18 protein-coding genes are annotated in these 23130 nt (G+C 40.4%); 10 read left to right on the top strand and 8 right to left on the bottom strand.

Annotated elements, in window-relative coordinates; translation table 11 throughout:
• Nucleotides 1-249: 249 nt before the first annotated feature.
• The 3 genes from ACYTXL_RS16265 to ACYTXL_RS16275 form a co-directional block, all read right to left on the bottom strand.
• Nucleotides 250-1899 carry an SDR family NAD(P)-dependent oxidoreductase gene (locus ACYTXL_RS16265; protein ID WP_461925645.1) on the bottom strand — a complete coding sequence of 550 codons (1650 nt, stop codon included), beginning with the start codon at nucleotides 1897-1899 and terminating at the stop codon, nucleotides 250-252.
• A gap of 232 nt (nucleotides 1900-2131) precedes the next feature.
• A complete protein-coding gene (locus ACYTXL_RS16270) occupies nucleotides 2132-6346 on the bottom strand; it encodes a DEAD/DEAH box helicase (protein ID WP_461925646.1) in 4215 nt (1404 codons plus the stop codon).
• Between the two features lies 1 nt (nucleotide 6347).
• Nucleotides 6348-8114 carry an SWIM zinc finger family protein gene (locus ACYTXL_RS16275; protein ID WP_461925647.1) on the bottom strand — a complete coding sequence of 589 codons (1767 nt, stop codon included), beginning with the start codon at nucleotides 8112-8114 and terminating at the stop codon, nucleotides 6348-6350.
• A gap of 273 nt (nucleotides 8115-8387) precedes the next feature.
• Between ACYTXL_RS16275 and ACYTXL_RS16280 the strand changes: the two genes are divergently transcribed.
• The 5 genes from ACYTXL_RS16280 to ACYTXL_RS16300 all read left to right on the top strand — a co-directional run bounded on the left by ACYTXL_RS16280 (nucleotide 8388) and on the right by ACYTXL_RS16300 (nucleotide 13659).
• The gene (locus tag ACYTXL_RS16280; RefSeq protein ID WP_335216317.1) at nucleotides 8388-8528 is read left to right on the top strand and encodes an SDR family NAD(P)-dependent oxidoreductase; all 141 of its coding nucleotides are present in this window, start codon (nucleotides 8388-8390) and stop codon (nucleotides 8526-8528) included.
• Nucleotides 8528-10744, top strand: coding sequence for an AAA family ATPase (locus tag ACYTXL_RS16285; protein ID WP_461925648.1), 2217 nt, complete (start codon nucleotides 8528-8530; stop codon nucleotides 10742-10744). Before ACYTXL_RS16280 ends, ACYTXL_RS16285 begins: the two co-directional genes overlap by 1 nt.
• Nucleotides 10745-10920: 176 nt before the next feature.
• Complete coding sequence (locus tag ACYTXL_RS16290; RefSeq protein ID WP_461925649.1) at nucleotides 10921-11523, top strand: hypothetical protein; 603 nt, start codon at nucleotides 10921-10923, stop codon at nucleotides 11521-11523.
• A 316-nt stretch (nucleotides 11524-11839) separates the two neighbouring features.
• A complete protein-coding gene (gntT, locus tag ACYTXL_RS16295; protein WP_335215386.1) occupies nucleotides 11840-13168 on the top strand; it encodes a guanitoxin biosynthesis MATE family efflux transporter GntT in 1329 nt (442 codons plus the stop codon).
• 224 nt (nucleotides 13169-13392) lie between these two features.
• Entirely contained in the window at nucleotides 13393-13659 is a 267-nt protein-coding gene (locus tag ACYTXL_RS16300; RefSeq protein WP_335215387.1) for a hypothetical protein, read from the top strand.
• Nucleotides 13660-13764: 105 nt separating this feature from the next.
• Here the strand turns inward: ACYTXL_RS16300 and ACYTXL_RS16305 are convergent, their stop codons facing one another.
• Nucleotides 13765-14013, bottom strand: coding sequence for a hypothetical protein (locus ACYTXL_RS16305; RefSeq protein ID WP_335215388.1), 249 nt, complete (start codon nucleotides 14011-14013; stop codon nucleotides 13765-13767).
• A 109-nt stretch (nucleotides 14014-14122) separates the two neighbouring features.
• On the opposite strand from ACYTXL_RS16305, the gene ACYTXL_RS16310 reads away from it, so the two are divergent.
• The gene (locus ACYTXL_RS16310; protein ID WP_461925650.1) at nucleotides 14123-14281 is read left to right on the top strand and encodes a hypothetical protein; all 159 of its coding nucleotides are present in this window, start codon (nucleotides 14123-14125) and stop codon (nucleotides 14279-14281) included.
• Here the strand turns inward: ACYTXL_RS16310 and ACYTXL_RS16315 are convergent.
• Nucleotides 14278-15225, bottom strand: coding sequence for an RNA polymerase sigma factor, RpoD/SigA family (locus tag ACYTXL_RS16315; protein ID WP_461925651.1), 948 nt, complete (start codon nucleotides 15223-15225; stop codon nucleotides 14278-14280). The genes ACYTXL_RS16310 and ACYTXL_RS16315 overlap by 4 nt on opposite strands.
• 561 nt (nucleotides 15226-15786) lie before the next feature.
• On the opposite strand from ACYTXL_RS16315, the gene ACYTXL_RS16320 reads away from it, so the two are divergent.
• The 4 genes from ACYTXL_RS16320 (at nucleotide 15787) to ACYTXL_RS16335 (ending at nucleotide 20196) form a co-directional block, all read left to right on the top strand.
• Nucleotides 15787-16233 carry a hypothetical protein gene (locus tag ACYTXL_RS16320; protein ID WP_461925652.1) on the top strand — a complete coding sequence of 149 codons (447 nt, stop codon included), beginning with the start codon at nucleotides 15787-15789 and terminating at the stop codon, nucleotides 16231-16233.
• Nucleotides 16234-16377: 144 nt separating this feature from the next.
• Nucleotides 16378-17250, top strand: a complete 873-nt coding sequence (locus ACYTXL_RS16325; protein ID WP_461925653.1) for a hypothetical protein — start codon at nucleotides 16378-16380, stop codon at nucleotides 17248-17250.
• Nucleotides 17229-18731 carry a strawberry notch family protein gene (locus ACYTXL_RS16330; protein ID WP_461925654.1) on the top strand — a complete coding sequence of 501 codons (1503 nt, stop codon included), beginning with the start codon at nucleotides 17229-17231 and terminating at the stop codon, nucleotides 18729-18731. The genes ACYTXL_RS16325 and ACYTXL_RS16330 overlap by 22 nt, the downstream gene beginning before the upstream one ends.
• Nucleotides 18700-20196 (top strand): strawberry notch C-terminal domain-containing protein, encoded by a 1497-nt coding sequence (locus ACYTXL_RS16335; protein WP_461925655.1) that lies wholly within the window; start codon nucleotides 18700-18702, stop codon nucleotides 20194-20196. The genes ACYTXL_RS16330 and ACYTXL_RS16335 overlap by 32 nt, the downstream gene beginning before the upstream one ends.
• 152 nt (nucleotides 20197-20348) lie before the next feature.
• On the opposite strand, the gene ACYTXL_RS16340 is transcribed toward ACYTXL_RS16335, so the two are convergent.
• The 3 genes from ACYTXL_RS16340 to ACYTXL_RS16350 form a co-directional block, all read right to left on the bottom strand.
• Entirely contained in the window at nucleotides 20349-21467 is a 1119-nt protein-coding gene (locus ACYTXL_RS16340) for a hypothetical protein (protein WP_461925656.1), read from the bottom strand.
• Nucleotides 21468-21500: 33 nt separating this feature from the next.
• Nucleotides 21501-22181 (bottom strand): uracil-DNA glycosylase, encoded by a 681-nt coding sequence (locus ACYTXL_RS16345; RefSeq protein ID WP_461925657.1) that lies wholly within the window; start codon nucleotides 22179-22181, stop codon nucleotides 21501-21503.
• A 92-nt stretch (nucleotides 22182-22273) separates the two neighbouring features.
• Entirely contained in the window at nucleotides 22274-23122 is an 849-nt protein-coding gene (locus ACYTXL_RS16350) for a tryptophan 2,3-dioxygenase family protein (protein ID WP_461925658.1), read from the bottom strand.
• Between the last annotated feature and the right edge of the window lie 8 nt (nucleotides 23123-23130).

Here is a 23130-nt window from a genome sequence, read left to right on the forward strand (position 1 = left end):
TAGGCTAACGCACCAGAATCTTCGGATGGTGCGTTAGCCTACGCCATAACACACCCTACTGAAATATTTTCAGAAATCAAATATGATTCCTATATATTAGTGTTGGGTTAGATGTAAATAAAGGGTGTACGATTTGCGGTCTGTGCTGATGGATCTCACGGCTAAGGTTGAGAGCAAAGACCCTTTGCAAAATTATTTTCAATACTTAAGTATTTGTTCTCACAAGAAGATACTGTTACGTGAGCTTTTTTACTTCTCAGATATTCTCTTAGGATCAACGCTATTTTGTGATTGCAAAATTACAGGCTTCTGGTAATTAGAAGTATAACCTGGTAAAACTTTTACCCCTGGCTGAGTCAACCTTAGCGTTAAAGAAAGTCTGACTTTACCACTATTATTACGTACTGAGCGATGTAGTAGTGTATTAGTAAACAGTACAAACTCACCAGGACGTAACACTACAGGAATAGCTTTTTTTGCAACTTCATCAGTGATTTCAAAAAAGTTATTTCCACTAAAAGGATCGGTTCCTTTTATTTGGCAACTTTTTAAGTAAATATTAGGTATATACTCAAATCCATTATCTTCATTAACTTCTGTCAAAGCTATATATGCATTGATAGTTTTACCATCTCCTTCCAAGAGTTTAGAATAAGAGTCTTGATGCCAAAAAGGAATTAATTGCTGGGCGGGATAATTTACCCATAGTTCTGACCGCCATAATACTAATTTATCCCCTAAATGAGCATTAAGCCTCTCTAATAAGTTTTTATCTTCACATAATTGCAAAATTACAGGTGAATCTAAATGTCTTTCCATGTAAAAACATCTGGTAAACACTTGAAGCAATATAATTAATAACGAACCAATATCAAATCTAATAAATGATTTAACTACCTGTTTTAATAATATTTTTATTGGCATCTTTAGAATAACATTATCAAAAATATATTGGGTAATCTCAGCTATTTCGTTACTGCTTAAAGTTAGAGAATTTGGCCCCCATATTTCATCAGTACCATCATAATTAATTTTCTTTGTATTCTGCTGTTGGTTGCAACCAGCCCATAATAAACTACATTCCCATAATTGCTGTGATAATTCTTGATTTTGTACTATTTCAGGTAATATAATTTCTTGAGCGTGACTATTTAAAAATTTTCCACTAATATTTTGATAATCTGGGGAAATAGCACAAACAAGGGTACTATATGCTCCGGCTTCCGAAGAAATACCTAAACCTAAATATTTACTGAGACGATGCCATCTAGTAATATTTGATTGTACAAAGCCTGGATGTATGGCGTTAACAGTGACTTGAGAATTATTTAATCGCACAGAAAGTTCTCTTGTTAAAAGCAATAAAGAGAGTTTTGAAACGGCATATAATTTTAAGAAATTTAAAGGTGTTTTTTTAACTAATAAATTCCAGTCAATACCACTTGGAGATAATGCCAAATCTGATGCTAACATAATAATGCGGCTAGGAGCAGATTTTTGCAACTTTTCTAGTAATAAATAAGTCAGCAAAAAATGGCCTAAATAGTTCGTTCCCCAAATCAGTTCAAAACCTTCTTTGGTTGTACCTCTGTTGTTGAATATCCCCGCATTATTGACTAATATATGTAATGGCAACTTGTAGCCATTAAATAGTTTTACACACTTACGAACTGAATCTAAAGAAGCTAGATCGAGAGGTAAAAATTTCACATTTTCATTTCCGGTGATTTGGCGGATGTAGTCTATAGCTTTTGCGGCTTTATTTGCCGAACGACAGGCAATAAATACATGATTGCCTAATCTGGCTAAACCTATAGCCGTCATTAAACCTACACCAGAATTACCACCTGTAACCAGACACACTTGCATAATTTCCGCTCTCTTAGTATTTATTTCCAACTAATTCCTAATTGCCAGAAATATAGCCAGTATTAATATAACGTTAAGTATTTCATCGTCTTGCATCATGATTAAATCCCTCTATAATTTGAATTGGGCGGTTAGGCATCACCGTGCCAAAACCTTATTTCCAGGTAATAATTATGGCGCAACAAGTTTTGCGCTCGCTCAAGTCAGATAAAAGCAACTTACTGAATAAGCGATTATTGTCAAAAAAGCCTTGGTAAATGCCTTAACCTTCACTAATCAGCTGTAACAAGGCTTCCGTTGATATCTTGCCACTAATATCAGTACCTTCCAACAGGCTGTCTGCCAAATCTCGCTTGTGGTGGTGCAATTGCACAATCTTTTCTTCTATAGTATCCTTTGCTACTAGACGATAAATGGTAACAGGGCGTTGTTGCCCAATGCGATGGGCGCGGTCTGAGGCTTGGTCTTCCACGGCGGGATTCCACCAAGGGTCTGTATGAATCACATAATCAGCAGCAGTTAGATTCAGTCCTGTACCCCCTGCCTTGAGACTAATTAGAAATACATCTCCTGAACCAGCTTGAAATGCATCCACCCGTTTTTTCCGCTCTGCCACTGAAGTACTGCCATCTAAATATTGATAATTAATACCTTGCTGCTCCAGATAATCTCTAATAATGTGCAAATGGTCAACAAATTGACTAAACACCAACGCCTTATGACGATTTTCCAGCAGTTCACCCAGCACCTCACCAAAAAGTTGCAACTTGGAACTGGGTAATTGAGTATCAGGTATAACGAGGCTGGGATTACAGCAAGCGCGACGCAGTTTCATAATCTCAGCCAAAACCTGCAAATGTTTCTTTCCTGCTTCTGCATCAGTTTCGGTAAGTTTAGATATTGCCTGGCGGCGCAACGCTTCATAGAACGCCTTTTCCTCTCGACTTAACTCTACATGCAACAGAATTTCGGTACGAGATGGTAACTCTTCTAATACCTGATTTTTTGTCCGCCGCAACAGAAATGGTTGAATCAGTTTTTTGAGTTTATTACGTGCAAGTTTATCCTGATATTTTTCAATGGGGGTAGCAAGGCGTTGATTGAAGCTTTCAAAAGAACCCAATAACCCAGGATTAATAAAGCGGAACAAATTCCACAACTCACCCAGGTGATTCTCAATCGGAGTCCCAGTAGTCAGCAACTTAAAATTAGATTTGAGGTTCATGGCTGCCTGAGAACGTTTAGTGGTCATATTTTTAATCGCCTGGGCTTCATCTAGCACAATAGTTTGCCACTGTACAAGAGAAAGCATTTGCGCTACTTCTTCCTGCTGTAATAAACCATAGCTGCAAACCAACGTATCCAACGGTTGTAAACCAGAAAGTAATTTTTGGCGGTTAGCACCAGAAAATTGAATAATATTTAGGGTTGGGGCAAACTTCTGCGCTTCACTCACCCAATTCATACACACAGAGGTGGGGGCAATAATTAGGGTTGGCCCTTCATGGGCATTTCTGAGGATCACAGCCAATGCTTGCAAGGTCTTACCAAGTCCCATTTGGTCTGCCAAACAAGCACCTACACCCCAATGTGCCAGACGCGCCAGCCAACAAAAACCCTCCATCTGGTAGTCACGTAGTTCTGCTTGAAGCGTAGATGGCAGTTCCGGCTGGAGGTTTTGCACCTCCTTAAGCCGCTCTCTATGTGCCTTCCAATGTTTATCTGCTTTTACTTTACCTACCTCATCGACAAAATCTTCTAACCCTAATGTTGCCAAGGGGTGAAAACGAATACCTTTACTATGCTTTTCCGAAAACATCCGTAATTCGTCGAGGCGTTTCCGAAAAGCTTGAGTTAAAGCCAGAAATTGACCATCACCAAGGGGGATGAAACGGCTGGGCGTTTTCTCTAATAGTTCTAGTAGTTGCTGCATATCCAGCACTAGGTCGTTATTCAATTTCAACTCCCCAGTTGCTGCAAACCAGTCTTGCTGACGTTGAATTGATAAATTAAAGTCTTTCAAGTCGGCATTGTGGCTAACACGCAGTTTTTCTCCTTGTGGCCATTCTATGACTACGTTACTTCCCAGTGCTTGCAGTTCTAGCAGCAATTCTAAACAGTCTTCTGGGTCAGCTATAACCCATTCACAATCTTGTTCTTCAGTCCGCGTCAAGGTGGGACAGGCTTTGATGGCGGCTTTAGCAAGCTGTTTCTCTTCAGGTAGATTTCGTCTGGTTTGCAGACGTTTCCCGTCAATCTCGGCAATTACAGTTTCACCACCTGTACCAGGACGATAGTAGGGACCACCTTGGGCAAAGGGGCGCGACAAAAGGCTGATTTTCAAGCCGACATTGGCAGGTAAAAGGTGAATATGGGGTAGAGTCAGGGCGGGTACTTCTTCTGCACCTTCAAGTCCGCCGCCAATATCAGAATGTACGGTAACTATTCCAGAGACGGCATTAATCGCTGCCAAAACTTGCTTTTCGGCGATCGCAGGCACGTTTAATTTATTTTCCTTACCAAGAATCTCGGCGATGCGGCGGTGTTCAGCAGTAATTTCAATGACTTTGATCCGAGTTGGGGTTTCTTTGATATGCAGAATATTTTGTGATTCTGGTAATTTGGGAGAAAATTCCAAGGTGAGACGATCTTGTTTCCCCTTTTTAACCAGTAGTTCCGGTTCTCCCTTGACAATTTCTACACGAATAGTGGGTGTATCTTCCCAAAAAACCAACGGGTGTCCAATTAAAGCAGAGATGGCTTTTTCACCGAAGGTATAATCAACTTTCCCGTAATAAGAGCCATCATTATATGTTTCAATACAACTACATACCCGCATATCTTGGGGTGTGATGTAATCAAACTCAGATAATGCACTGTTCAGACGCTTGAGGGCTATGGGGCGACCTTTACTCCATTCCCCTTTGGCATTCACTTTTTGTTCTCGTGGTTGCAAGACACATCTGCTGGGATAGAAGGTTATGAACCATGCTAAACGTAGTTCCGATTCTGGTTTTAGGGATGTTTGTGATTTTGATTGGAGATTTGCCAAGGCATTGAGGCACATTTCCCAACCTTCTTGGGGTCGAATTAAGTCTACGATGGTTTGAATATTGCTATCTTCTCGCAGTGCGGGAGCAAGTTGATTATAGTTACTGCTAGGTTTTAGCCGAGATAGGAGTTCGGCGGTTTCCATTGCCAACCAGTGATAACCAGAGGCAAGCGATCGCCGATATAGTGGTTCTAGTAAATTAGGTAAGCGTTTTTTAGCACTTTCTGCATCCATCCAGTAAAGGCATAGTGAACAAAACAATGTTTGTAAGCTATTTTCTTCTTCCACGGAAGAAATATGACCGCTGACTACAAATTGTTTTTGGGTAATATCACCAAGGTGAATTTGCAGTACCATGTTCAGTCTGCCATAAGTGAACCTGAGCCAATGATCTGATTGGCGGGACATCAAACTGGTGTACTCTTCTGCTTCTCGGAGGCGTTGTGCTGAACCATCTTTTAAAAGTGCGAGGATAAAAAATAAGCCCCCAATTGTATTGAAATATATTTGGCGTTTGCCTGTAGCCTTTTTGATCGCTTTCAGGGCATCTGTATAATATTTTATGGCTTGTTCATTTTCACCCCGTAGAAAACTTAACCAACCCCAAAAGATAGCAGCGTTATTTTGATATTCATTCGATATACGCTCCAGACTTTCTTGTGCTTCTTGGGTACAACCCTGTAACAGCAGTTGTTCTGTCAAAATCAGATGTAGATAATCTGAGCAATGTTTTCCAGGTGTAGCGCATTCTTCTTCTAACAGCGTCAACACATCTTCAGAAGCGGATAATTTTAAGGCTGAATTGAAAAGAATACTTGATATGCCACTTTCATATAATTCAAGTGGAAGGGTGTTAAACCAATCTGCATCAAATGGATTATTGTATATCTGCTCAAAGATATTTTCTATTACTATTTTTTCTTCGCTATCAGCGTACTTCTGGTAATCTTCAATTTGCTGATTAATAAGACTAAGGTCTTGACGATAAATACCAATGCGGATTTCTCTGATACACTGGCGTAAACTGTAGAATATCCGAGAATCCCTGTTCCAGTGAGTACGTATTGGTAGCTTCTCCTCTACTGCTGTAACGAGGATTTCAAACTGTCCGGTTTGTACAGCATGGCGAGTAGCAATTTCTGTGAGTAACGGATGACATTCAGTACCTTGTCTACTTGACTGTACTAACAAACCTGCTTTTAACAATTTATCAATCTGGGAACTAAGGGTTTTAGTAACCCAAAGTTTATTGTTTTCATCTAAAGCGCCAGTCTTGCTAATACAACTTACGAATGAATTTTTGTCTATCGGTGCATAAATTACCGAAAATAACTGAATAATTTTTTGTAAGGAAGGATGTAACTCGAAGTATATATGGGCGAGTTTTGTTTGCAGTTTTGTGGTATCATTATCCAAATTAATCATATTATTTATTCAGTTCTTTGAATAATTCCATTAATTTACGTTTACGTCCATGAGCCGCTTCTAGTTGTGAGCGATAAACACACCATTCAGCTTTTTGTCCTAGTTGAATATAAGCAGCCTTGACTTTCTTGAGCCAACTAACCGCAGCGTCATAACGGTCAGCTTTTCCTTGTTCCATAATTGGTTCTGCCCGTCTGCGAGCGTTATCAATTACCCAATTTGGACGATGGTCAACTGCTGCATCCATGACTCGATGAACCAGTTTGGAATCATAGTAAGTATCTCTCTCTACTGTTTTAATTGCATCATCAATTAATCCTTCATGGAGGAAAATATCAACTTGAGCTTCTCGTATTCCCCAATCTGGCTGATCTCGCAGTGTTTGCAGTAAATTTTGTTTGAGCGTCAACCAAGTTTCTCCTGCATAGTCTTGAATCCTACCATAGTCTCGAAACGATGGTCTGATTTTAAAAGCAATGATGCTGGCAGTTAAGGCAGTGGCATTATCTTCTAATCCTTGGGCTAAATCACTTGTCCAAGTAGCAAATTCATATAAACAGTTACCTGTTAAATTTATACCAGCAAGACATATTTCTAACGCTTCAACCAAATACCCATCTTCTCGCAAGATTTTTGCCAAGGCAAAACCCTCTTCTGCTTTTTCCATCAGGATTTTAGCCGCAGACATGGCTTCTTCTACTCTTCCCAAAGCTGCTAATTGCGTCAGGTATTGCAGAGTCATTTCTTCTGCTAAAGCTAGATTTAAATACTCTGTGTAACGATTTTGACGTTCAAGAATTTGCAAGCGAATCAATGCTAAATTATCAGCATAGCTTGGTCGTTCATTTTCCCAAAGTTCTGCGGTATCATCTCCTTGCATAATTTGTTGCAGTGGTTCATAATCCCAACCTTGACGCAATGCTTCTAAACTCATACTAAAGTCTGCACTGATTTCGTCTTGCCATGATTCCAACATCAACTGCAAATCTACTATTTCTCCTGTAGACATTTCTGCACACAAAATTGCTTCTGTCCACGCGCTATCAAGAGGTTCTGCGATGGAATAACTGTCTCCACCGTAATCTAGCAACTCGTCCCATTCTTGGGCATAAGTTTCGGTAATAGTTTCGAGAATTGCGATCGCATTATTGCCATCTTCATTTTCTGCTAACTCCCGTGCTTTCTCAATTACAGCTAGCAAATCATCTGTAAATGGGTCTTCTTCTGAACCATACTCTAATTCTTTCAATCCATCCCGCAAAATCCGCAAGACATGAGAGCGAAAAGGTGATATGTCAATTTTGCTTTGACGGGTAGAAGGCTGTTTTGTTTGCGGTTTTGGCAAGTCTATCAAACTTACAAACTCATCAATATCATCAATTAGTTCTGGTCTATTTTCCACCAGTTCTTGCAGTAATCGCTGAGTTTGAAGAATATCAAGGCGATTTAATAATTGTCCTAGCGTTGGACGTTCTTCAATGATCTCTGATTGACGCGAACAGCTTAATAAGGTGGCAACGATATGTTTGCACCAACCATCATAATCATAAGGGCAAGTACAACTTGCTGAGGTAATTCCACCTGCATCAAAACGAATACTGACTTCATATGGTGTAATTTCGCCACCTTCTACCTCTGCTTGAATCAGATTACCTCGTTTTTTGAGATCAGCGATCGCACCCCTACGGTAATATTCTTCACCCCGACTGTAGGATGAAGCGTTGGAGTTATGACGTATTATTGCTTCAGAAATTCCTGGAATCGACATAGCACCCAAGTCTTTTATTTTTAGCTTACGCTTAAACTGCCTTTATTTCCTCTTGGGACTGTATCCCACTTAAATAGCATGGGCGAATTGTAGCGTTTGAGTTGTCGTTGTGATAGACAATAATTCTACTACAGAGCGCCCTATCTCTTCACCCTCTTCTTTTGGCTAAGATATTGGTATCGAAATTTCAATTAATCACGGCACACAAACCAACGAATTGCTATTCTCTGATTTAACAAAAGCAAGCATTCTTAACACAAGGTCGAACATAACATGGAATCTACACAAGACAAATGGGCATTAGTCACAGGTGGAAACCGAGGGATTGGGTTTGCCATCGCTCAAGGTCTACTGGCAAAAGGCTACTCGATAATTATCACTTCCCGCTCCACCTCCTCTCGACGTATTAAATAATGGATTTATTTGCTCAGCATCTTGCAAAAATAACTGAAAAAGAAGCACCCCTAGCGGCTCGGATGCGTCCACGGACACTTGATGAATTTATTGGTCAAGAGCATATTATCGGGCAAGGAAGGCTATTGCGGCGTGCTATTAGTTTGGATCAACTGTCTTCCTTAATCTTTTCTGGGCCACCAGGGACTGGAAAGACTACTCTAGCCCGTGTTATTGCCAACACCACCCGCGCTCACTTCATCGCTATCAATGCTGTACTCTCAGGAGTTAAAGAAATTCGAGCCGCAATTGAAATAGCCCAACAACAGCGCAAGTTTCATAATCAACGAACTATTCTTTTTGTCGATGAAGTCCATCGTTTTAACAAGTCTCAGCAGGATGCCTTATTGCCTTGGGTAGAGAATGGTACAATCATTCTCGTTGGTGCTACCACGGAAAATCCTTTTTTTGAGGTCAATAAGGCACTTGTCAGCCGTTCGCGGATTTTTCAACTTCAGCAATTAACTGATAAAGATTTATACAAAATTATTGAGCAAACACTAGCTGATTCGGAACGCGGTTATGGGAACTTAACAGTACAAATTGACGCAGATGCTTTAGCTCATCTAGTTAATGTTGCCAATGGTGATGCTCGTTCATTATTGAATGCTTTGCAACTGGCTGTAGAGACTACACCTCCCGATGCTACAGGTGTTATTCATATCCCTCTAGCAGTGGCAGAAGAATCTATTCAGCAGCGTGCTGTTTTATACGACAAAGAAGGGGATGCCCATTTTGATACCATCAGTGCTTTTATCAAAAGCTTACGGGGTTCTGACCCAGATGCAGCACTCTATTGGCTGGCCAAAATGGTTTATGCAGGTGAAGACCCCCGTTTCATTTTCCGTCGGATGTTAATTCTTGCCAGTGAAGATGTCGGATTGGCTGACCCACAAGCAGTTATCGTTACAAATGCCTGTGCCGAAGCCTTTGATCGCGTGGGAATGCCGGAAGGACGTTATCATTTGGCACAGGCAGTAATTTATTTAGCGACTGCACCAAAATCCAATAGCATTATGGGCTTTTTTGATGCTTTAGCCGCAGTAGAAATTGAAAATGTTGCAGAAGTTCCCACTCATCTTAAAGATGCTAATCGCGATCAAAAAGGTTTTGGGCATTCTGCGGGTTATCTCTATCCTCACGCTTATCGAGATCATTGGGTAGAACAGCAATATTTACCCACCAGCTTGCAAGGTCAATTGTTTTACCAACCATCAACCCAAGGTTATGAACACCAAATCGCAACACAAGTGGCACGTCGTCGGGAAGCTCAACTTGCTGCAATAGTAGAAGGTATTGGTGTTGCACCAGTGGAAGTTATGACTTATGGAACTGTTGACCGAGGAGATGAGCGCTGGTTACAACGCACACTTTCTCAGGTAAGCACACAATTAGCATCTGTGCGCGAGCGCATTTTCACTTTCGCTCAATTACAACGCCATCACTTAGTATTAGATTTAAATGCTGCCACTGGTTTACTTACTTGGGAAGCAATCCGGCAAGTTCCTGAAGGCGGGGTTTATGCCTGTGTCCGCAATAGTTCTGATGCCAATGCTTTAAATGAACTTGCTGCGGCACTTCCTGAAACAATGCGACCAATAGTTTTTACTGCATCTGTTGCACAGATACCTGCTATGCTGACATCTCTTGCACCAAATGTACAGTTTGACTCTATTATTGGGCGCAATGTACTAGCCTCGGAATTAGATAAGGGACTTGCTGCTCAAATTTTAGGTCAATTGATCCCGCGCTCAGTCAAGCTTATTTTAGCTGAGACAGTACCTCGCCATACCCAAAGGTTTTACCGGTTACTGCCCAGCCAAAATCTCGATGCCCAATTGTATGAGCGATTAGTTTTAGCGGAAGAAGCTATTTATACAGATGCCTCTGACCCCATGCTTAACTGGGATGCTGATGATTTGCGTCACGCTTTTGCTTCAAATGGACACTACGTACAAGTGATTATCGAACAGTATTTGACACCAATGCACATCTCTGAGCATTTTATCAAGCGTTTATTTGCTGCTAATCCCAATCGACCAAGTTATGCCGAACGTCTGGCTGCAATTTTGACCAGTGAGGAAATAGGCATTATTAAAAGTTTATTTACTCGTTACTTACTCAACCAATCCGTTAATTGGTCAAGCACTGTGGCATTTTTAAATATTAGCACATGAATCTTTTTTGACTCACAAATCACAGTCATTTATAGTTATGATTGAAATGGTGCAATTGCTATTAGACACGTCCTGTTAAAAACAGATAACTGAAACCGAGATGATGTTTCTTGATTGACTGACTTTGAGCTTTATTTGTGAATGCTCTGCTCAAATTAAAATAATTTTAGATAACTATGCCAATTAAAAAACGCATTGAGCTTAGTCCGGGATCTTTTCTTAATTCCGCAGATAAAAAGATACTTGTCAATTTAGCTACTGAAGACATTTTAACTTCAATCACGCAAGAATTAAAAACTCGTTACTCTCCAGAAACTCAAAAACTCTTACTTGAGGAAAGTTCCCAGTTATTACCTAATTTCGTGCTACAAGAATTATTAAAGCGCCAAGAGCAGGTAGTAAACGTTAACCCCGATACATTAATAGTGGTTAACTGTCAAATAGCAGAGGTAGAGGTCGATGATTTGGGATTTGATTTAAATGTCGAAGCATATTTTGTCATTGCAGATACAACAGGTCAAAACCATTTTCGGGCTAATAAGATAGTCCTTTGGTCGAATATATGGGGTGATGAACAACGGCTTTTTGATTTAGAAGATGAGCTAGGCGACCAATTCTGGACAGATTATCAAATCCAATTGCTTTTTGATGAAAAAGAGCAGCAAACAATTGAACTATCAGTCTCACAAACAGATGATTATGCGGCGAGGTTAGAATTTTATCCATTGCTAAAAAGGTTTTCACCATCTATAGTTCCCTTTACGGATAATGATTTTTAAAAATTATCCATCAGAATACATGCGTCAGTCGTCAGAATACAGGAAAGGTATTCTGACCGATAAGCCGAAAAAATAACTCCAATGTAGGTCACTCGCTTCGCTCGAATTCAAAATTATCAATTCAAAATTCAAAATTAATACCCCATGCATAAATGCTCTTTCTTGAACAACAAGTTTATAAATCTTTCTCTCCATAAATGAATTTAGGGGCTTGTACCTGAATTAATTAATTCAAAATTACTGAGCTATTCTTCAATTTTGAATTTTGAATTTTGAATTGTTTCGGTCATTGTTCTGGTCAAGGGATTTACTAATTTTGTCTATCTTTGCTCAACGTTCAGTATTCATCCGCAGTTTTCTAAAACTGGCATCTGTAAATGTTCTTTCAAATCTAATGGTTCCGTTAGCAGGACTAATAGATGTAATGTTTTTAGGGCATTTAACGGAGATTCGTCATTTAGCAGGTGTAGCAATAGCAACAATTTTATTCAATTATATTTATTGGACATTCGGTTTCTTACGCATGGGTACAACTGGAATGGTTGCACAGGCTATAGGGCGTAAAGATAACCAATCGGCAGTACTGATTAGTTTACAGCATGGAATTTTAGCGCTGATATTAGGACTTGCCATCCTGATATTTCAAAAACCTTTACAAGTATTAGGGTTTGCAATTCTAAGTGCTACACCAGAAGTTAAAACTTCTGGTGTTGATTTCTATAATGCTTTAATATGGGGTGCCCCAGCAACATTGATTAACTTTGTCTTGATTGGTTGGTTTCTTGGACAAACCCAAAGTAGTAAAGTTTTGTTGCTTTCAGCTATTAGTAATTGTGCAAATGTACTACTTGATTATCTATTTATTGTTCAGTGGGGATGGTCAAGTAGAGGAGCTGGGTTAGCGACAGCCACTAGTCAGTATCTGATGCTAATAGTAGGTACTTTACTATATTGTCAAACAATTTCATTTAAACAAATACAAGCTTCAATTGGGGAAGTATTTAACCTATCTGCTTTAAAATCAGTTTTCATGCTGAATGGAGAAATTATTATTCGGACTTTCGCTTTAATTTCGACAATGGCGATGTTTAGCAATCTCAGTTCTATGTTAGGAACTGAAATTCTGGCGACAAATACCCTGCTTATGCAATTGGTGAGCTTGGCAGCATATTTCATTGATGGCTTGGCATTCGCTACTGAGAGCTTGGCTGGAATTTTTCAAGGTAGTGGAAATATTACTTCTTTAAAACAACTCTTGCAAACTTCTGTAGTCAGTAGCTTAGTTATAGGATTAATGTTTGCTACTGCATTTATTTGTGTCCCAGAATCACTGTTAAGATTGCTGACCAATCATACTGATATTATCAATAATTTACGTTCTTATATTCCTTGGCTGTTACCAGTTTTGGGTTTTGGCTCAGTCGCTTATGCGCTAGACGGTTATTTTCTAGGGTTGACTCAAGGTCATACACTTCGCCAAGCTATGCTGAAAGCCACTGTAATCGGTTTTATTCCATCAGCAATTACAGCAATGTATTTCCATAATAGTCATTTACTATGGCTATCAATGTCTTTATTTATGGCAGCAAGAACAATAACTTTGGCATTGTGTGTACCAAAATCATTTTCTACAAGACAGGGATGAATACAGAATAAATCTATCTTCAGGGGAAATGTATATTTTCAATTATCTATTTTGCCCTTGAGTGATGCCTACGGTTCAAGAAGGCTACGTACCTTTACTGCAAGACTAAAGAAAGACCAGCTATGTTTTAAATGTTGCCAAACGCTTCCGGGAGCCTTACTTTCATTAAGCGTCGGAGAGAACTAAAATACTTTTTAATACAAATATACTATTAACCGAATAAGATGACAGAACTAGGCAGCATTTACAACCATAATGGTCAACCATCTACAGCTAGCATTCAATCACGTCAAATAGCCGAAAAGTTCGCCAATGGCATTGCTGAATTTAATTGGAAAGTTGATTACTTCAAATTTTGTGAGCTTTTAGAATTAGAACCAGGGGAGTATGCAGACGAGCAATACCGATATTTTCAGCAGTTAGCAGAATCGCTGACGAGATTTAATACAGAGTCTTTAGCCAAAATGATTGATGCAGGGATGGAAAAATAAGCTTTTGAGTTGAACACGCAGCTAACGGTGGAGAATACAATCTAAGCTTATTGGTTGAGTTTGAATTTGAATCTCCACCACTGACTAGCAATCTTTGACAAAAAATTATCCTAGCTTACCCTCGTCACTCCTATAAGTCATAGCTCTGGGTTTTCTCTTCTTGAGAGGTACTACTGATTTCTTGGGTGCTTGTGGCGGACGGCATGTTTCACAATAAAGCGGTCGAACTCCAAAGGTTTCTCTTTGGGTCGGTTGTTCGCACTTTACACATACGAAGTTGAAAACGCGGGTATGAATCTCCCGCTTATGCGCTCTGACGGTGTACTCTCGGACTTCAATAGTTTTGCTGGGCATCGGTTCTTTCTTCGGTGTTCTATTTATAAGGATAGTTTCTACTATCAATATATTCATGCATCATTTGATTGAAACAGTGAGGTTTTTCGCCGGGGATTAAGCAGAGGCGATGCCACCGGTTCATGGCAGGTACGCGATCGCACTCCTGAGAGCAACAATTGAAGGCATCTTTAACAGCAGTCGCAGTTTGCTCTCAGCCTTTGGAGTAGCGAGTTCGACTTATATAAATGAAACTAGAATGCAACAACCCTTAATTAATCAGGATTAATTAAGATACTCTCTAATATCATTTTGCTTACGACGAAGAATTTTTAAAGCAAGATGTTCAGTCTTACGAATTGTTTCCGGGCTTTGATTTAGGCGTTTTGCAACTTGACTCAAAGTTAATTCTTGATTATCTTCCAATCCAAAACGTAGAGTCAATACTTCTCGTTGCCTTGGATTGAGCAACATCAGCAAATTGCTCAAGTCTTGGTCTAAAAGCTCTTGAGAAATTTGCTTATCTAGGGAAATACCACCCATCGGTAAAATATCAGCTAGTTCAGTTTCACGCTCATTCCCGACTCGCATTTCTAGCGAGACTGGAGTGCGAGAAACCTGAAGGTATTCCCGTATTTGATTGGGTAATACATTTAAGGATTCGGCAATTTCTGCTACAACTGGAGGACGACCCAAAGATTGAGACAGTTGCTGCTGTACTCTCCTGATTTTATTTAATTTCTCGTTGATATGGATTGGCAGACGGATAGTGCGAGATTTTTCTCCAATCGCCCGTGTTATTGACTGCTTAATCCACCAATAAACGTAGGTCGATAGTTTATAGCCTCGGTTGGGATCAAACTTTTCGATTCCCTTTTGTAAACCTAGTGCCCCTTCTTGGAGCAAATCGAGAAAATCTAAATTGTGGTTCTGGTATTTTTTGGCAACAGAAACCACCAACCGTAGGTTAGCTGTCACCATTTTCTCTTTAGCTTTTTGACCTTGTTGAATGATTGACTGTACTTCAGCTTCACTTTGCCCAAGGGAGGTAGCTAATTCTCTTGCAGTTGGTTGTCGGTTTAGTTCAAGTGCGAGGCTTGAGCGCTGTTCTTCAATCGCCATCATCTGCTGTACAAGCCTAGCATTTGTAATCTCTTGTTCAGGAGTTAGCAGAGGGTAGCGTCCGATTTCTTTGAGGTAGGAGTGAACTAAGTCGGTAGTTGGGCTGGGCATACTTTCAATTAATTGTGAGGGCTACTTTTATTTTTCGTTTGAGTAAAATATTTTATCTCAACAATTAGCTAATAAATTAAATCTTAACTATAGACTTAACCCCATATTTATGTTTGTCAAACAAATTGGCTCTTCAGTACTTACTATGCTAAACTCCTTTGTAAAACCCTGAAAGCCTTATTTATCAACATAATTAGCATTATTTGCTAACATTTTAGGATTTTAGCAATAATTTTGGCTTTTAACCCTATTTTTTAAGCCAAATTTTGATGTTTAACTAATAATTTGGCATAACAGGTACTGAAGAACCAACAAATTTATAACTATAATACTTTAAATCTTCAAATAGGTAAATACTAAAAACTGCTTTATTTTATAAATAAGCTTTAAAATAACGAAGAAATGTAGCTGAGTCAAATCAGAGAGACGCTACGCTAAATTTAGAGTGAAGTCCTCTCTTGAAGAGAGTATGTGTTCAAATCCGCTTCACATTTGAACAAGGCTTAAAAACGCTTTCCGTAGACCAGTTGAAAATTACAAATACTTAGTTGAGAAATAATCATGGATATACAATCTCTACTCACTTTGACAATCGTAGCTATCTTTTGGGCATTTGTTAGTCTCGTTATGTTCCAGTTCATTAACGGACTATTTGTATCGGCTGCTTACACTAGTAATGTGGTTTCAGTTAGCAATGGAAATATAGCCGCTTCTACAATCCCATCAGTATCAGAAGTAATCACACCACAAGCTCGGACTTTTGAAAAGTTGCCAGATCCTTGGACACTAGAGGATGAAGCTGTTCATCATACCAGTAACGAAGCAGTTATTCTCTCATTCCCTACATTGAGATTACTGCCTCCAGTTAAAGAAATTTCACCACAACCAAAACGTACTACTTGTTCAAGCAAAGCTAACAATGCTGCCAACAATTCACCGAAAACTAAAAAGGCTGATGTAAAGTCTTCAGGCAAGCGCAAGCCAGGTAGACCGCGTAAAACTGCTTAATTCGCTTTTTAATTCTCGTTCGATCACCGAAGAATAAATATCTGAATATTAAAAAGTTTAAATGAGGCAATAATTGCCTCATTTATTAATAAGATAAAGGCTTCGCCATAGCAATAGTGAAAAAATAATGTTGTGAGTAATGCAATGGTACAGCAACTTTTTACCCAAGGTTTTCTGTTCGACTTTCAAACAGTATTAGATTATGGGCAATCAATATTAAGTGTTGGTCAAGAGCTTTTGAAAACACTACTTGAGAATCGCCCCCTGAACACGAAAACTGTTCAAGCCCAAATGAATCGCCACTTTCACGGTACTGCGGCAGAGGGCACATGGCAGTGGAAAGATGCTTACGAAGCTGTGGAACTGGCGGCAATTTTGTACCTGCGACAAAAGGGACTCTCAGAAAATCCCTTAGAGCAATTGCAACTGCTCAAATCCCTTTGCCCCACACACAGCCGCCGTACCCAGGAGCAAATTCAGCTTCAGCAGTTTTCAACTCCACTACCATTAGCATGCTTGGTGGCAATGGCTGGACAAGTCACTTCTGATGATTTAGTGCTTGAACCCAGTGCTGGTACTGGAATACTGGCTCAGTTCGCTAAACTTCAAGGCGCGAGTCTCATGCTCAACGAATTGGCAGAGGGCAGAACTAAGATTCTGCGGCGATTATTCCCTGGTACACCATTATTCTCAGTAAACGCGGAACAGATTAACGATTACCTAGCTGGTAAAACTCAGCCCTCAGTTGTGCTGATGAATCCACCTTTCTCCGCATCTCCCAAAATCAACAGTCGCAACCCCGACGCAACTCCTCGCCACATCAACTCGGCATTGCAAAGACTGTCTGACGGTGGACGCCTGGTAACAATCACAGCCAACTGGTTCTCTCCGGCTAACCCAAGCTGGCGAGAGACTTTCCTTAAGTGGCAGGATTTTGCGCGAGTTCTACTATCTGTTGGGGCAACGGCAAGGTGTACTCCAAACACGGGACGACGATGGAAACCCGGATTACGGTAATTGATAAAGTCCCGCCTGACTCCAGCGAAATTCCTTGCATTACTGAAACTTTAAATCTGCCTGAAATACTGGCACTAATTGAGCAGTTGCCTGGACGATCTTCGTGGGAACGCTCAGAAAAAGTCAAAGCTGCTGCGAAGGCAATTGTTGTTCAATTGCCAAAACGTACTACAGTTGCACAACCAGAAACAGTCTCCTTTCTTCCAGACGACGTAGTAGTGCTGGAATATGAGGTTATCGAGTGGACGGCTAGTGAGGGTTTGAAAGACACCCTATACGAAACATATCGCCCACAGCGAATCAGAATTAAAGATGCTTTACCTCATCCCTCGCTGCTTTGTGAGAGTGCAGCCCTAGCACTTGTCTCGCCACCACCACCAACTTATAAACCGCATCTTCCTGGCAAGATTATCACACAAGGTTTGTTGTCAGAGGCACAACTTGAAAGCGTTATTTACGCAGGTCAGGCTCACTGTGAATTTCTGTCTGGGTCTTATATTGTCGATGATTCATGGGATAATGTGACTGTAGCGGCTCAAGGCGAAGAAAATGCCGTAAAATTTCGGCGTGGCTGGTTTCTTGGCGATGGGACAGGTGCGGGGAAAGGAAGACAATGTGCAGGAATCATCCTCGACAACTGGTGTCAGGGACGAAGAAAAGCCATTTGGGTATCCAAAAGTTCTGCCTTAATTGAAGATGCCCGTAGAGACTGGTGTGCGCTCGGAGGTAGTGAAAAAGATATCATTGACCTGAGCAACATTAAGCTTGGCGATCCAATTCCCTTCACCCAAGGCATTCTGTTCTCCACGTACTCAACTCTACGTTCTCAAAAGAACGGTAAAAGTCGGCTTAAGCAAATCGTTGAGTGGGCTGGCAAGGACTTTGAGGGAGCGATCGCTTTTGACGAGTGCCACAGTATGGGGAATGCAATGGCTCAAGAGGGCAAACTGGGTATGGTTGCAGTATCCCAGCAAGGCATTGTTGGGCTGAGGTTGCAAAACGCATTACCGCAGGCACGGGTTATCTACGTATCAGCAACTGGAGCGACGAAGGTTTCTAACCTATCTTATGCAAATCGTCTGGGGCTTTGGCAGACTGGAGATTTCCCTTTCACCTCCCGTGAGGATTTTGTGGAATCCATTGAGGGCGGTGGTATCGCCGCGATGGAAGTCGTAGCCAGGGATCTCAAGGCTTTGGGACTGTATCTGGCGCGGAGTCTTTCATTCGAGGGAGTTGAGTATCAGACTCTCGAAATTGAGTTAACGCCGACGCAGGAACAGAGTTATAACAGCTATTCTGATGCTTTTCAAGTTATTCACCATAATTTAGACAAAGCCCTGGAAACTTGTAACATCTCTGGTGACAAGACTTACAACCGTGCTGCAAAGATGAGCGCGGTGTCTCAGTTCGAGTCGCACAAGCAAAGATTCTTCAATCATCTGTTGACTGTTGACTGGCATCAAGTGTCCACAGTTAATTAAAGCAATTGAAGAGGATTTAGCTGCAAGTAACGCCATTGTTATTCAAATTGTATCAACTAATGAGGAGTTGCTTAAACGCCGACTCAATGAAGTTGCACCCGAAGAATGGCAGGATCTCAATCTTGATCTGACTCCACGGGAATATGTTATGGATTATTTGATGAGTGCTTTCCCCATTCATCTGCATTCCATTCATTCTGGCGAGGATGGAGAAGAAAGATCCGAGCCAGTCTTTGATGCCGATGGCTCTCCAGTTATTTCTATTGAAGCCGTAGCTTTGAGAGATGCCTTAGTCGATAAGTTAGTAAGTCTTGATCCAATTCCTGGTGCATTAGAACAATTGCTGTGGCACTTCGGTCACAAGCAAGTTGCTGAAGTAACTGGTCGCAGTAAACGAGTTCTCAAGGATGATTCCGGGCGTTTGTTTGTTGATTCGCGTGGTTCCGGCGCTAACATTGCTGAAACTGCTGCATTCATGGCGGACGAGAAACAAATTCTCATCTTCTCTGATGCTGGTGGTACTGGTCGCAGTTACCATGCTGACCTTAACGCTGTGAATCGTCGTAGGCGATCGCACTATCTTTTAGAAGCCGGCTGGAGAGCAGACAACGCAATTCAAGGACTTGGGCGATCGCACCGCACAAACCAAGCATCAGCACCCGTGTTCCGACCTGTTACCACTAACGTCATCGGTGAACGCCGCTTTATCTCAACCATTGCCCGAAGGCTGGATAGCTTGGGCGCTCTTACTCGTGGTCAACGGCAGACAGGTGGCAATGGGATATTTGAGGCTAAAGATAATCTGGAGTCGAACTATGCAGAACACGCGCTGTATGAGTTATTCAGACAAATATACCAAGGTCGATTTTATGAAGTGCCTTTAGGAAAGTTCGAGCAAATGACTGGACTGGGCTTAACCTCTCATGAAGGCGGGATGAAAATCGACCTCCCACCCCTACGTCAATTCCTAAATCGGCTGCTGGCTTTACGCATCAATATGCAGAACATCATTTTCGAGCGTTTTGAGTTATTGCTAAGTCAGCAAATTGAAGCAGCGCTAGCCGCAGGAATCTATGAGATGGGTGTAGAGACTTTACGCGCTGAACGGTTTACTGTTGAGAGCCAGGAAGCAGTTTATACACACTCGGCAACTGGCAGCGTGACCAACTACTTGAAAGTGGAACGCACCCAGAAGAACAACATCAGAACTGCTGAAGAGATGTTGGAGTTTGCCAGTATGTACCAGGGGAAACTGATGGTTAACACCAAGTCTGGTCATGCTGCTGTGTCAATTCCGACACATAGTATCTACGACGCTGATGGTGGTGTTGTACCAAGAGTGTTACTCGTCCGTCCCCAAAAAGAAACCCATATACCAGTCAAGGATTTAGAATCTTCCACTTGGAAAGCGGTTTGTGTCGATGCGTTCGTCGCAGGGTGGTCTATTTTTATTCGACCTATTTAAAAATAGGCGATGCACTGAGCGTAGCCGAAGTGGGCTTCATACCATGAATGTAAAAAGTTCTTTGTATATTGCCCTTTCCCCCTTTCCTTTTCCCCCCTTCTTGGTAATCGGCAGCACCGTGTCAGAAAAGAAAAATTGTACACTTAGAGAATTTACAATAATCCAACTTTTTTCAGGCGCGATAGCAATCCAGTCCGGGTGCTATAATTTTTTTGCATCTGCTTAATAGAAGCTTTGAACTCCTCTAGCTTTCCTTGATATTCAGCCAATTTCCGTAAGTCAACTAGATGTGCAACTGCTTGGTCATAAGTTTTGGATTGCTTGAATTCAAGTAACTTATATATATCTGACCATACTTTATGTTGATTTTTAGCTAGAACTTCTAACTTGCGGATTTTTTCCTGTTGTGCTGCTAATTTTTCTGGTTGCTGACGCTGTTGCATTTGCTCATTAGCATTTTCTAGTAACTGGGAGAATGAGCGTCTGTGAGTATCATAATTGCTATCACTTTTGGGAATTTTAAATAGTTCGCGCAGTCGGTTTATAAGTTGTATTCCAACATTAATTTCACCTGTTGCCAATTTCAAAAGAAAATAGTCTTTTTCCTCTGATGACAAAGCTGTAATCCACTCTTTTATGGGTTCAGTATTTTCTTTTTTATCAATACTCACTTGAGATGCCGATGCAATTAAATCCTGGTCAATATCAAATAACTCTATAAAAGTCCCAATCGCATCAGGTAGCTTTTTCAAGTTGGCTGGGACAGGTGGTTCAACTAAATCTTCTTCATCTTCCCCTTCTTCAATTGCTATTGAAGCTGCTTTTAACCAAGCCAGATAGAAAACTTGGTAATCTCCTTGCAAAATATCATCACGCAATTGCACTAACTTCGCTAGCCATCCCTCTGGTTCTATCCAATCTCCATATCCTTCATCCTGGATACTGATATCTACAATTACATAATTTTTGCTACTTGATACAGTAATTTTATCAGGTAAACAATAAGGTTCAAAAACTGATGGAGCAACCACTGTTTTAGGGAAACGAAACATTAATTGTCGCGTTCCCCAATTCGCCATGTATAACATGATGTCGAAACACTTTTCTAGAACTTCCTTGGGTTCACCTCGAAAGTCTCCATAGCTGTAGGTAAAAATTGCGTTTGTTGCACTCAGTTGTACCCGACTAGATAAACTACTTATATATGCTTGTTCTGATGCAGTTAATGGTCGGTCTAATGCCTGGAATTCGTAATACTGGTACTCGCTCATAGTTTTCTTTATCTTTAATAAAGTATTTAATTTTTAAATATTTGGTATTTGCCAATTAATTTCTGATTGTCCATAAGAAATTAATGCAGAATTAATAGCTGAAAAGGGCTTGCTGCCAAAAAAACCATTGTGAGCAGAAAGTGGTGAAGGATGTGCTGATTGAATTATGATATTTTTGTTAGTATCTATCAGCTTTAATTTCTTTTGTGCATCCTTACCCCACAGCACAAAGATCACAGGTGCAGGTTTCTGGCTAATTTTACTAATTACCACATCTATAAAAGTTTCCCAACCCTTATTTTTATGGGAATTTGCCATGCCTGCTCTGACACTTAGTACTGTATTTAACATTAATATACCTTGTTTAGCCCATGTTACAAGATAGCCATTGTTTGGGGTTTCAAATCCAATATCTTGTTTAAGTTCTTTAAATATGTTGCCAAGTGATGGAGGTGGTTTTACCCCTGGTCTTACTGAAAAACATAAACCATGTGCTTGGTTTTCATTGTGATATGGATCTCGTCCCAGCAATACGACTTTTACTTGGTCGTAAGGTGTCAGTTCAAAAGCAGAAAATGTCTCTTCTTTAGCTGGATAGATAGTATAAGATAACCTTTCACTTACTAGAAAATATTGAAGTTTAGTAAAGTAAGGTTGTTTAAATTCTTCAGCTAGTACTTTCTGCCAATCATTAGGAAATTGCAAATTTATCATTCGATGATTATTTAGCGTCCAGACATATTATCCTACATCTCGCAACCTCAAAAATTCCATGTTTTTCACAAATAACTAACACTCTGATGCAATTAGAGAATATCTTCTAAACCTGGAAACAGAGGCGCTTCTTCCCGTTCGTATTTAGCTAGATAATCTCTAAAGGATGTACCACCAGTACCAACATCAGCACCAACTATTTTTAGTTGTGTAATTGCCAACCCTAGATGAGATTTATGAAATCGCCTTTGCAAATTATCATAACCGCTAAAGCACTGAAGAATTGCACTAGCATTTGTATTAGTTTGTAAATTGACTAGACATTCTGCCTGAGAATTACCAGCCGCGCGGTTAATCAGGATTTGATAATAGTAAGTAAGGTTGTGCTGACGATATAATTCAAACCATTGTGCTACCTGTTCACCATAGCGTTGATTAAACTCGATCTCAGCAATATGCAATTTCCCCTCAGCATTTTTAGTACCACCATCCCAGTATTTACAAACCCCACTCATAATTTCTAGATGACGGAACTGAAAAGACTGAAACCCGCTAGTAGGCCCAATACTAGTTCTGAACTCCGCAAAAGCACGCATTGTCCCCAGAATCGGCATCGTTGTATTTACAACTTCGTAAAGACGCAGGATGCGACGAAAGAAATAGCATACCTCTGCCGTATTGCCAATGATCGGATCAGTTGCATCTTGTAGTGCTTGTACTAAAGTCTTCAAAACTCGTTCCATATCAATAATCATTTGGTGAAAAGCAAGTTCACACATTTGATGCACAGCAATAAATAAATCTTCATCAAGAGATGCCGTCAAAGGCTTTTTACAACTAATTAGTTCCTCGATATTATGGTAATTCCAGTAGTGATTCTCACTAATATCCAAGCTAGGATTAATTAGCGGTAAAGGTTGAAACGTATAAGATTCAGACATATTGATAG

The organism is Nostoc sp. (genome assembly GCF_054880495.1).

Bases quoted from the DNA above. Each gene is read 5' to 3' on its own strand.
- ACYTXL_RS16270 (WP_461925646.1), bottom strand. From the start codon at position 6,346: ATGATTAATTTGGATAATGATACCACAAAACTGCAAACAAAACTCGCC.
- ACYTXL_RS16275 (WP_461925647.1), bottom strand. From the start codon at position 8,114: ATGTCGATTCCAGGAATTTCTGAAGCAATAATACGTCATAACTCCAAC.
- ACYTXL_RS16280 (WP_335216317.1), top strand. From the start codon at position 8,388: ATGGAATCTACACAAGACAAATGGGCATTAGTCACAGGTGGAAACCGA.
- ACYTXL_RS16285 (WP_461925648.1), top strand. From the start codon at position 8,528: ATGGATTTATTTGCTCAGCATCTTGCAAAAATAACTGAAAAAGAAGCA.
- ACYTXL_RS16290 (WP_461925649.1), top strand. From the start codon at position 10,921: ATGCCAATTAAAAAACGCATTGAGCTTAGTCCGGGATCTTTTCTTAAT.
- ACYTXL_RS16300 (WP_335215387.1), top strand. From the start codon at position 13,393: ATGACAGAACTAGGCAGCATTTACAACCATAATGGTCAACCATCTACA.
- ACYTXL_RS16305 (WP_335215388.1), bottom strand. From the start codon at position 14,013: ATGCCCAGCAAAACTATTGAAGTCCGAGAGTACACCGTCAGAGCGCAT.
- ACYTXL_RS16310 (WP_461925650.1), top strand. From the start codon at position 14,123: ATGCCACCGGTTCATGGCAGGTACGCGATCGCACTCCTGAGAGCAACA.
- ACYTXL_RS16315 (WP_461925651.1), bottom strand. From the start codon at position 15,225: ATGCCCAGCCCAACTACCGACTTAGTTCACTCCTACCTCAAAGAAATC.
- ACYTXL_RS16320 (WP_461925652.1), top strand. From the start codon at position 15,787: ATGGATATACAATCTCTACTCACTTTGACAATCGTAGCTATCTTTTGG.
- ACYTXL_RS16325 (WP_461925653.1), top strand. From the start codon at position 16,378: ATGGTACAGCAACTTTTTACCCAAGGTTTTCTGTTCGACTTTCAAACA.
- ACYTXL_RS16330 (WP_461925654.1), top strand. From the start codon at position 17,229: ATGGAAACCCGGATTACGGTAATTGATAAAGTCCCGCCTGACTCCAGC.
- ACYTXL_RS16340 (WP_461925656.1), bottom strand. From the start codon at position 21,467: ATGAGCGAGTACCAGTATTACGAATTCCAGGCATTAGACCGACCATTA.
- ACYTXL_RS16345 (WP_461925657.1), bottom strand. From the start codon at position 22,181: ATGATAAATTTGCAATTTCCTAATGATTGGCAGAAAGTACTAGCTGAA.
- ACYTXL_RS16350 (WP_461925658.1), bottom strand. From the start codon at position 23,122: ATGTCTGAATCTTATACGTTTCAACCTTTACCGCTAATTAATCCTAGC.